The organism is Streptomyces sp. NPDC001599, from assembly GCF_042893535.1.
Classification (GTDB): Bacteria; Actinomycetota; Actinomycetes; order Streptomycetales; family Streptomycetaceae; genus Streptomyces.
In genome coordinates, this window is the sequence record NZ_JBIAVA010000032.1 from 1 (window position 1) to 8,699 (window position 8,699).

The following is an 8,699-nucleotide window of genomic DNA, read 5'->3' on the forward strand; positions in this document are numbered from 1 at the left end:
ATCTTCATCGAGAAGAGCATTATTAGAAGCGGCACATGGACTACGGTCGTACCAGAGCCCGTACTTGGACCGAGGGGGAACATCGTGGGCAAGCGCGAAGAGGTGATCAGCAAGCTGCGAGGCGTGCCGGCGGACGTGCCGTCTGTCGAGGAAGTACGCAGCATGCTCGCCGCCGATCCCAACCTGAAGTGCGTTGTCTGCTACGCGCGGATCTCGTTCGACGGCCGGGTGAAGGACGCGCACGGCATCGAGGACCAGCACCGCGACATGTCCGAGGCCGCCCGGCGGTTCGGGTGGCTGGTCGTCTACCGCTACACGGACAACGACAAGAGCGCGAGCAAGGAGAGCGTCGTACGCGACGACTTCGAGCAGCTGCTTGCCGACCTTGCGGCGGGTGCGACGCCGGAGGGATACCCGGTCCACGGCGTCATGGCCGTGAACGACGATCGCCTGTACCGGCGCCCGAGCGACTGGGAGCGGTATCTGAAGGCGTTCACCTCGCAGGAGGGACGCGTCTACCACGACTCGAACGGCCTCCAGGACCTGTACGCCGAGGGGTTCGAGATCAAGGGACTTGTGGGAGTGGCCATGTCCCTCAGCGAGACGAGAAAGAAACAGCGAAGGAGCCGGAACAGCCACCGCAGCCGGGCGATTCGCGGGCAGTCCGTTTCGGCGTGGCGTCCGTTCGGATGGGAGGACGACAAGGTGACCCTGCGCCCGGTCGAGGCCGACGCCATCCGGACGGCCGTACACGATGTGATCGCCGGGGCGTCGATCTCAGAGATCACGCGTCGCTGGAAGGAGACAGGCTTCATCACGAGTCGCGGGAACCCCTTCCAGTACCAGACGGTCAAGCAGGTCTTGGTGAACGCTCGCCTTTGCGGTTACCGAGAGATCAAGGGGGAGATTGTCCGCGACGGTGACGATCAGCCCATCGTTGGCGAGTGGGAAACGATCATCACGCCGAAGCAGTGGTTCGCCGTCACGGCGAAGATCAGGGAACGGGGCCAGGGGACGGGTACGCCGCGTGGTGGGCTGGTCCACAAGTACCTGCTGACCAACATCCTGCGGTGCGGCAACGTCCTGGAGGACGGCACCGTCTGCAACAACAAGATGATCGGCATCAAGGCGAACGACTGGCTCAAGTACCGCCACGCCTACATGTGCAAGAAGACCGTGGACGGTGGTTGCAACAAGACCTACAAGCGCGGCGACAAGACAGACAAGATCATCGAAGAACTGGTGATCGCCAAGCTGGAACGGGAAGCAGCGACCAAGGCTCAGGACGTGCCGGACTGGGACAAGGCCGAGGCGCTGGAGCGCGCTCTTCAAAGCCGCAGGGAGCTGGAACGCCGGTGGCACGATGACGAAGACACGGACATCGACGATGAGGCGTTCTTCCGGAACCTCCCCGTTCTTGAAAGGCGGATCAAGGAACTGAGGGGCGACCAGAAGGCTCATGAGGCTCTGAAGGCGGAGGCCGAGGAAGCCGAGGCCGACATCAGGAAGTCTTGGGGCGCGAAGACCCTCACGCAGAAGCGCGAGGCGATGAAGAAGGTACTGAGCGCGGTGATCGCTCTACCTGGTGGGAAGGGCAACAAGACGTTCGACCCAGACCTGCTCAAGCCCGTGTGGAAGACCTCCGAGTGAGGCTGAGCCCCAGAATCTCCCCCACGCTCCGCAACTGTTCGTCGGAGAGTGGGGGAGCATCCCTTAGCTGCCGATCAATCCACGCCCGAGCTGCTGCGTCCTCTTGCTCTGCCGCACTCGCCTCATACGGGTGGGTGATCAGGTAGCACCACCGCCAGCGCTTACGGCGTCTCGTACGGCAGCGCGGTTCTGCGCGATGTCCTCTGCGACTCCGGCAGCGATGAGCGCGGCGCCGGGGGTGTGGCCGGAGCCGGTGTAGCGCCAGTGCGCGTCTGTGATCGTGTCGGGGGTGTCGGTGTGGCCGTGCTGGTGGGCGCGTTCGGCGCGTAGTGCGGCGTAGGTAGTGGAGTAGGCGCGAGATTTGGTGAGGATGTGGCCCCGGTAGCCGAGCGTGTGGGTCCAGGTGTGCAGGCGTAGCGGTGCGTATTCGGGGAGGCCGCCGAGGTTCCAGCACGTGTGCATGAGGGTGCGGACGTGTGAGCTGACGGGTGCCGTGTCGATGTCGTCCCTGGTGGTGACCTTGTGGTCGGTGCCGGCGCCGGTCTCGTCGGTGCCTTTGGTGACGTACTTCGCGACGTACGCAGCCACGGCGTCGTCGTCGGGGCCGTCACCGTCGGCGTGCAGGACGCGGACGTCGGTCTGAGCGCCCCAGCAAAGTTCCACTTCCCCTACGGCCGGGCTGTAGGGAGTGTGGACGGTGACCCGCTGGGCGGACGCGTGCACGGCACGGGTGAGCCGGTCCGGGGTGCCCCAAGGCGGGGGTTCGTCGGTGGGTCCGTCCGGGCCGTCGAGGCGGACAACGGCGTGCACGTGGACGGCCGCCCGCTTTTGGTACTCGGCGATGCGGGCGAAGGACAAGCGCGCGTGGCGGGCGAACCGGGACTGCACGATGCCTGCCGAGGAGGCGAGGCGGCGGCGGACGTCGATGACGAACCGGTCCCACAGCTTGGCAGCGTGCGCGTGCCACAGAGCGTGGCCGGTGTAGTCGTAGCAGTCCGGGCAGACAGGTTGGCCGACGAGCCGGTCAGCCGGGGCGTGGACACTGTGGCAGCCAAGGGGACGGCCGTGCTCGCAGGCACCGCCGTCACGGCGGGGGCGGCACGTTGTGCCCGCGCGGTGGACCGGTCCGAAGGAGGGGGCGGTGAGGGTGACGAAGAGGCGAGGCCGCGTGCGCACCGTGGTTGGGATGTTTTTGCCGCCGATGAGGCCCGCGCGGACGAGGTGGAAGGTGTCTCCGGCGTGGAGGCGGGAGCAGGCGGGGCAGATGGTGGCGCGGCGGTTGCGGCAGCGGATGAGGAGGCGTTCGCCGGGTTCGTTGCGGGTGTCGTAGTGGTGGAGGATCTCGCCGGTTGCGCCGTCGAGGGTGGTGGTGTGGCCGGAGAGGTGGACGGGGTGGGCGCAGCCGCCGGTTTGGGTGACCTGTTGCAGCCAGCGGGGGAAGTCGGGGTCTTGGGCGATGCGGAGGGCGTCTCGGTCTGCTTCGGGGAGGTGACGCAGGCGCGCCGCGCGGTCGAGGGCGGCGCGCCGGTCAGCCGGGGTGGTGGGGTGCGGGGTGATGGTGGTGACCTTCCGGGGTGGGCCGCCGCAGCGGCCGGGATGGTGGGTGGTGGCACGTCGTCGTTCATGGGGATCACTCCCGATCGCGTTGGTCGTGGGCGGTGGGGTTAGCGGATGGTGCCGGTGCCCCGGCAGACGCGGCAGCGGCGCAGTCGTCCGGTCCAGGTTTTGCGGGCTCCGTCGCCCTTGCAGTGGGGGCACCTCACGCGGCGCATGCTCATGCGATGGGTCCTTGTCTCTCAGGTGTGGGAGAAGCCGCTGGTGACCCAGGTGACGAGGCCATGGATGGTGAACAGGACGGGGGTCTGTCCGAGGTAGAGGCCGAAGAGGCCGACGCAGACCGCTTCCCAGCCGCGTACGTCGCGGGAGCGGACGAGTAGGACGGTGATGATCCCGAAGACCACCGCGAACGTGAACGCCGTACCTTCGCTGATCACTTGCCGTCTCCTTCCAGCGCCACCAGGGCGCGCTCTATGGCCGGGAGTTCGGGGGTCATACCGGAGTGCTTCCGGGCCGTGGCCACGGCCTCATCGGTCGGGGTGAGGTGGGAGCGGGCACGCGCCCAGCCGCCGTCAGATCCAGTGCAGACAGCCACGCCGCGTTCCTGGGCCGTGATGGCTTGAGCGACGGTTACGGCGTCCTTGTTGAGGTCGCCGAGGGTCATTTCGGCGGTGCCGGGGTCGTTGACGCGGTGGCAGATCCGGCCGCCGAGCTGGGCGCGCAGGGCGGTGACGCCGGGGCCGAGGTCGGAGCCGACGCGTTGGCCGGCCACGACCAGGTGCAGGCCGAGCGCGGCGCCGAGCTGCGCCAGCCGCAGCAGGAGCGTGGAGCACTGCTCCGCTTCCGCCTTGCTCTGGCGAGTGCCGTCAGACAGGTACAGCTCCGCGATCTCGTCCACCAGAACCACGACCGGCACCGGACGGAGCTGATCCGGCAGCTCCCAAATCGAGCGCACCCCGGCCGTGCGGCAGGCGTTCATGCGGTCCTGCATGTCGACCACCAAGGCGGTCAGCACGGCCACCGCTTCACGACGGCAGGTCGCCAGCGCGCTCAGCCGGTCGGTGAAGAGGCCGAGTTCCATGCCGCCCTTGCAGTCGATGCCGACCAGGGCGACGGGTTGGGGTGCGAGTTGGGTGATGAGCCGGGCCAGCAGGGTGGACTTGCCCGAGCGGGTGGCCCCGACGATGAGCCAGTGCGGGACCAGGCGCAGGTTCATCACCCACGCCCCGCCCGTCTCCAGCGCGCCGATGAGAGCGGAGAGCAGTTCCGCCGGGGCGCTGGCTAACCCGGGCCGCTCCAGCGGGTCTGTGGCCGTGGCGGTCAGCAGCACGAGGCCGCGTTCCGGCGAGGTCACCCGGACCGCGTGGACCTTCCACGCGTGGACCAGCGCGTCAGCCGCCTGCATGTAGGTGGCCGGGGTCTGACCCGCATGCAGCCGCACCACCACGCTCAGCCCCATGCGGGTGGCGCGCGGGAAGGAGATCCGCGGAGCCACCGGCCGCACCGGGTCGCCCTTGACCAGCAGATGCCCGACCAGCGTCCGCGCGGGGAGCCGGGTTACGGCGAGGTCGTTGAGCAGGGCGACCCGGCGCCAGGTGAACACCACCCGCCAGGCCGCCGCCGGGTATCCGGTGAGGTACCAGTGCCAGGCCGGACGGTGCCGGCGCACCAGGTCACCGACGACCAGCAGCCACGCCAGCACGGCGAGGACGAAGGCGAGGAGTAGGGGTCCCATCAGGCATCACCACCCTTGCCGTGCGCCGTCGCGGTGGCGGGTACGGGGGTGATGGCGTCGGCGCGGAAGCTGATGCCGTGCCGGTCGCCCATCGCCCAGGCGAACGCGGTCAGGCCGGTGACCTTGACGATCTGGCCCTCTTGGATGCCCTTGGGTTCGCCGCTCACGGCGATCTCGATGACGGAGATCCGCCGCCGGTCCTGCCGCACGGTCACGGCGACGGTGTAGACCGGGTTGCCGTCCCGGTCCTTCTTCACCTCCTGTGTCTCGGGGTTGCTGAGCTTTGCTTCCGGCGCGATGGCGCAGCGCAGTACGCCGAGCCGCGTCGTGTCCACGGGAATGGACTGCATTTCTGTGGCCTCCCTGGCCGTCGAGGACATCCGACCCATTCGGACGTCACTTGTCCTTACGAGTTATGACTATGGGGTTCTGTACGGCGAGAGTGCAAGTACTTATGCTGACGAGTGATGTCGCGCGTGCGACGTGCCTACGACACCAGACCGGAGATGCCGAGATGACGGAGATCCAGCGCCCCGGAGCCCTCTACCAACAGGTAGCCGCCGCCATCCGGGAAGCGATCCTGTCGGGCGAGTTCGCCCCCGAGTCCCTGCTGCCGTCCGAAGCCCAGCTCATGGCCCGCTACCAGGTCTCCCGCCCCACCGTCCGCAACGCCATCGCAGCACTGCGCGCGGAAGGTCTGGTCGATGTCCGGCACGGCAAGGGCAGCTTCGTACGCGCCGACGGCCACCCCACGCTCGCCCTTGACCGCCGCATCCAGCACGCCCCCGGCGGGACATTCGTCATGCCCGGCGGCGACATCTGGGACGAGGCCGAGGAACCGAGCGTGCACCGCACCCGCGCGACGAAGGCGACCGGGCAGCTCCTCGGTCTGGGCGAGGAAGAGGAGCTGTTCGGCTGTGACCGCCTCCTGTCCGACGCCGCCACGGGCACCCGTGCGATGCACCGGACGCTGATCCCCTTCGAGGTCGCTGAGAGTGTGCCGGCACTCGCCGAGGAGCCTGGCCAGCAGCCGACAGCCGTCTACGCCGTCTTGGCCAAGGCCGGTCACAAGCTGTGGTGGTCGGAGACGGTACGCGCCCGCATGCCGGTGCCCGACGAGCGCGCCACGCTCCAGCTCCCGGACGCGACGCCGATCCTGCACCTGTCCCGCATCACGCACGGCACCGACGACCGCCCGCTGATCCTCGAAGGACTCCGCATCGGCGCCGACCGCGCCGAAGCCGCGTACCGGATCACCGCCGACAAGCAGCCCACCCGACGCCGCCAGACCTGACCGGCAACGATGATCGGTCGAAACCACCTTCACTTCCTCAAGGGCGCGCCTGCGGCGCGCCGGGGCGCCCGGCCGCCCCGGCCGGGCGTGCGGCGTGACCGCCGGTCCCGCCCGATCGCCCGACGCCCCACACCGCAGCACGGTTGAGGAGCCGAGGCGACACCCGCACGCCGAAGGCTGAGGCGTGGTCGGCTGGGGGTCGCCGGGTTCCGAGACTTTAGGCAGCCACCATGGGGCGAGCCTCGAAGAACAGGGGGCCCATCGGGCACAAACGCGGGCAGGACCAGTGCCTGCCCGATTCGCCGGGCGAGCGTAAGGCCCCCTGTTCACTCGCCCCATGGCAGCTCCCGCCCAAAGTCTCTCCACCCGACGACGTGCCCACCCGCACCGCTCAGCCGACGCGCCCATCACCACGCGCAGCCGTCGTGATCAGTCAGCGCCTCCAGGAGCGCGGCGAGCCGATCCGCCGTCTCCGGCCAGCCCGTCACACGCACCACACCGCGCCCACTTTCATCCGCCGACGCCACCGCCCGCACCGCCGACAGCTCGAAGCCCGCACCCAGGAGCGCCCGATTCAGCCGATCGGCAGACTCACGCGCCGACCGCCAGCCCCCGACGTAATCGACCCCACGCACCCACAGAACCGACTCCACACCCGCAACGCCATCGAGCCCGTCACGCAGCCAGCTCTCGCCCGCGCCAGTCACAGTGTCCACCTCTGCCCATGTAGGTAACTGTCCGTCAACTCTCTTTGGTCCAGGGCAGATGCACAGCACAAAGACCCCGGTACCATGAGGCACCGGGGATCTTCGCGTTCCCCAACCGGGCCACCCGTTCGCTTTCCAGGGCAGTGGGTGGCCCGGTCTCTTTCTTGGGTTGTGAAGCGCGGCCCCTGTGGACTGAGTGGGGAACTCAGCCGACCGTCCCAGGAACCGCGCTTCCCGCCGGAGGCAGCACCTCCAGCCCCCGGCTACCGCCCACTCAAGAGCGACAAGCGATACGGCAGCCAGAGATCATTACGACGACGCGCCCCCAGATGCGCCGTCGAGGTCGAGTCGGCACCACACGGTTTTGCCGCCCCCGTCTTTCGGCGTCCACCAGACCGCCGCCGCCAAGCGCTGGACGATGAGCAGCCCCCGGCCGCTGTCCGGCAACACCGCCTCAGACAGCGGGCCCAACAGCTCGGGTGAGAACGTGTCGCCCAACGGCAGCAGCGGGGGCGTCGAGTCCTCGTCCGCGACGCCGATGAACAGCCACTTCGGCCACATCTTGAACTCGACGTCGATGCGCCGGGAGCCACCAGGGCGTGAGAGGGAGCGTTCGGGCACTGCGTGGTTCACCACGTTCCCGACCAGCTCTGAGACGATCAGTCGGGCATCGTCCACCACGTCATCCGCACCCGCGCCCCGAAGGAATTCCGCGGTCTGTCCCCGCGCGGCGCCCGCAGCATTGCCGCACTCGGCGAAGAGGGTCAGCGTCAGGAAGTGCCCGCCAGAGGAGGGTGCCGGCGCCACGTACCAGTGGGCGTAAGCGTCCAGTTCCTCGGCTAAGTACTCATGTGCCCGCGCTCTTCTCGCGTCCATGACACGGTCCCGTCAGGTCACGTCTGCCGAGGCCGTCCCGGCAGGGTGACCCGAGAGTGCATCTCTGCGGCCCTCTGTCGCTCCCCCCTCTCGGGGACCCCCCTCGTGGGTACACTCGCGAGCAGGGCGTAAGTGAAGATCGAAAGAGCGGATCAGACGAGAACACACGTCAGGTCAATCACGATGGGGAAGTGAGATGACCGAAGCTGCACCGACACCGGCGGCTCTGCCGCCGCACGTGCTTGAACGCGCAGACGTGCGGTCAGCCATCGCCAACCACGACTTCGGCGAGGTCTTCAGACTCGCCAGACTCCACGGCCACATCAGTTTCGCCAAGATCGCCGAGGCCGTCGGCTACAAGCGTGAGCACATCGGAAAGATGGCCAGGCCGGAGACCGAGGGAAAGGGCGTCCGGCCACGGATCACCCAGTTCCACAAGGTGCTGGAAGTCATCGACGGCCTACGGATTCCGGGTCACCTCGCAGGGGTCGCCCCCCGGCCTTGGGAACTAGAACGCCCGGCCACAGCGACCCGCACGGAGGATCCCAGTGCTTTGATTGCGCAGGGCGGAGCCGGACTCTGGGACGTCGCCGAGATGCTCCGGCGTACGGAGATGTCCGATATCAACAGTGCCGCCCTGGAGTCGATCGAACAGGGCATTGACCAACTCGCCCGTGCATACCCGTACGCCGATGCCGACTACTTGCACGAGCGCACCCGGAGCGGGCTGCACTACGTCACGAAGCAGCTCGAATCCCGCATGACGCTCCGCCAGCACCAGGAGCTACTCGTTGACACCGGATGGCTGTTCCTGCTGAATGCTTGCGTCCAGTACGACCGGGGCCAACGCGAAGCCGCGAACCTCAGCAAGGCCGCCGCA

The 8,699-nt window shown here is 68.2% G+C and carries 8 protein-coding genes and 1 pseudogene; 3 read left to right on the top strand and 6 right to left on the bottom strand.

Features of this window, described 5'->3' with window-relative positions; genetic code table 11:
- Positions 1-1,650 (top strand): recombinase family protein (locus ACFYZ3_RS38335; RefSeq protein ID WP_388528004.1); only part of this gene is annotated, 1,650 nt, incomplete at its 5' end.
- 138 nt (positions 1,651-1,788) lie between these two features.
- Here the strand turns inward: ACFYZ3_RS38335 and ACFYZ3_RS38340 are convergent.
- The 4 genes from ACFYZ3_RS38340 to ACFYZ3_RS38355 all read right to left on the bottom strand — a co-directional run bounded on the left by ACFYZ3_RS38340 (position 1,789) and on the right by ACFYZ3_RS38355 (position 5,292).
- Positions 1,789-3,147 carry a replication initiator gene (locus tag ACFYZ3_RS38340; protein ID WP_388528019.1) on the bottom strand — a complete coding sequence of 453 codons (1,359 nt, stop codon included), beginning with the start codon at positions 3,145-3,147 and terminating at the stop codon, positions 1,789-1,791.
- Positions 3,148-3,446: 299 nt separating this feature from the next.
- On the bottom strand, positions 3,447-3,644 hold the full coding sequence (locus ACFYZ3_RS38345) for a hypothetical protein (protein WP_388528007.1): 198 nt from the start codon (positions 3,642-3,644) through the stop codon (positions 3,447-3,449).
- Positions 3,641-4,942, bottom strand: coding sequence for an FtsK/SpoIIIE domain-containing protein (locus ACFYZ3_RS38350; protein ID WP_388528010.1), 1,302 nt, complete (start codon positions 4,940-4,942; stop codon positions 3,641-3,643). Before ACFYZ3_RS38350 ends, ACFYZ3_RS38345 begins: the two co-directional genes overlap by 4 nt.
- Positions 4,942-5,292 (bottom strand): hypothetical protein, encoded by a 351-nt coding sequence (locus tag ACFYZ3_RS38355; protein WP_277725371.1) that lies wholly within the window; start codon positions 5,290-5,292, stop codon positions 4,942-4,944. Before ACFYZ3_RS38355 ends, ACFYZ3_RS38350 begins: the two co-directional genes overlap by 1 nt.
- A 164-nt stretch (positions 5,293-5,456) precedes the next feature.
- Here ACFYZ3_RS38355 and ACFYZ3_RS38360 point away from each other — a divergent pair, with 164 nt between their 5' ends.
- Positions 5,457-6,236: a GntR family transcriptional regulator gene (locus ACFYZ3_RS38360; RefSeq protein ID WP_388528013.1), complete on the top strand. Its 780-nt coding sequence runs from the start codon at positions 5,457-5,459 to the stop codon at positions 6,234-6,236.
- Positions 6,237-6,643: 407 nt separating this feature from the next.
- Here the strand turns inward: ACFYZ3_RS38360 and ACFYZ3_RS38365 are convergent, their stop codons facing one another.
- Both ACFYZ3_RS38365 and ACFYZ3_RS38370 read right to left on the bottom strand, forming a co-directional pair.
- The gene (locus tag ACFYZ3_RS38365) at positions 6,644-6,943 is read right to left on the bottom strand and encodes a hypothetical protein (protein WP_388528022.1); all 300 of its coding nucleotides are present in this window, start codon (positions 6,941-6,943) and stop codon (positions 6,644-6,646) included.
- A gap of 309 nt (positions 6,944-7,252) precedes the next feature.
- Positions 7,253-7,819, bottom strand: coding sequence for an ATP-binding protein (locus tag ACFYZ3_RS38370; RefSeq protein WP_388528016.1), 567 nt, complete (start codon positions 7,817-7,819; stop codon positions 7,253-7,255).
- A 196-nt stretch (positions 7,820-8,015) separates the two neighbouring features.
- Here ACFYZ3_RS38370 and ACFYZ3_RS38375 point away from each other — a divergent pair.
- Positions 8,016-8,699 (top strand): annotated as a pseudogene (locus ACFYZ3_RS38375) (tetratricopeptide repeat protein); the annotation flags it as partial.

What these genes read in the sequence shown, in the direction of transcription:
- ACFYZ3_RS38350 (WP_388528010.1), bottom strand. Translation starts at nt 4,942, where the DNA reads ATGGGACCCCTACTCCTCGCCTTCGTCCTCGCCGTGCTGGCGTGGCTG.
- ACFYZ3_RS38355 (WP_277725371.1), bottom strand. Translation starts at nt 5,292, where the DNA reads ATGCAGTCCATTCCCGTGGACACGACGCGGCTCGGCGTACTGCGCTGC.
- ACFYZ3_RS38360 (WP_388528013.1), top strand. Translation starts at nt 5,457, where the DNA reads ATGACGGAGATCCAGCGCCCCGGAGCCCTCTACCAACAGGTAGCCGCC.
- ACFYZ3_RS38370 (WP_388528016.1), bottom strand. Translation starts at nt 7,819, where the DNA reads ATGGACGCGAGAAGAGCGCGGGCACATGAGTACTTAGCCGAGGAACTG.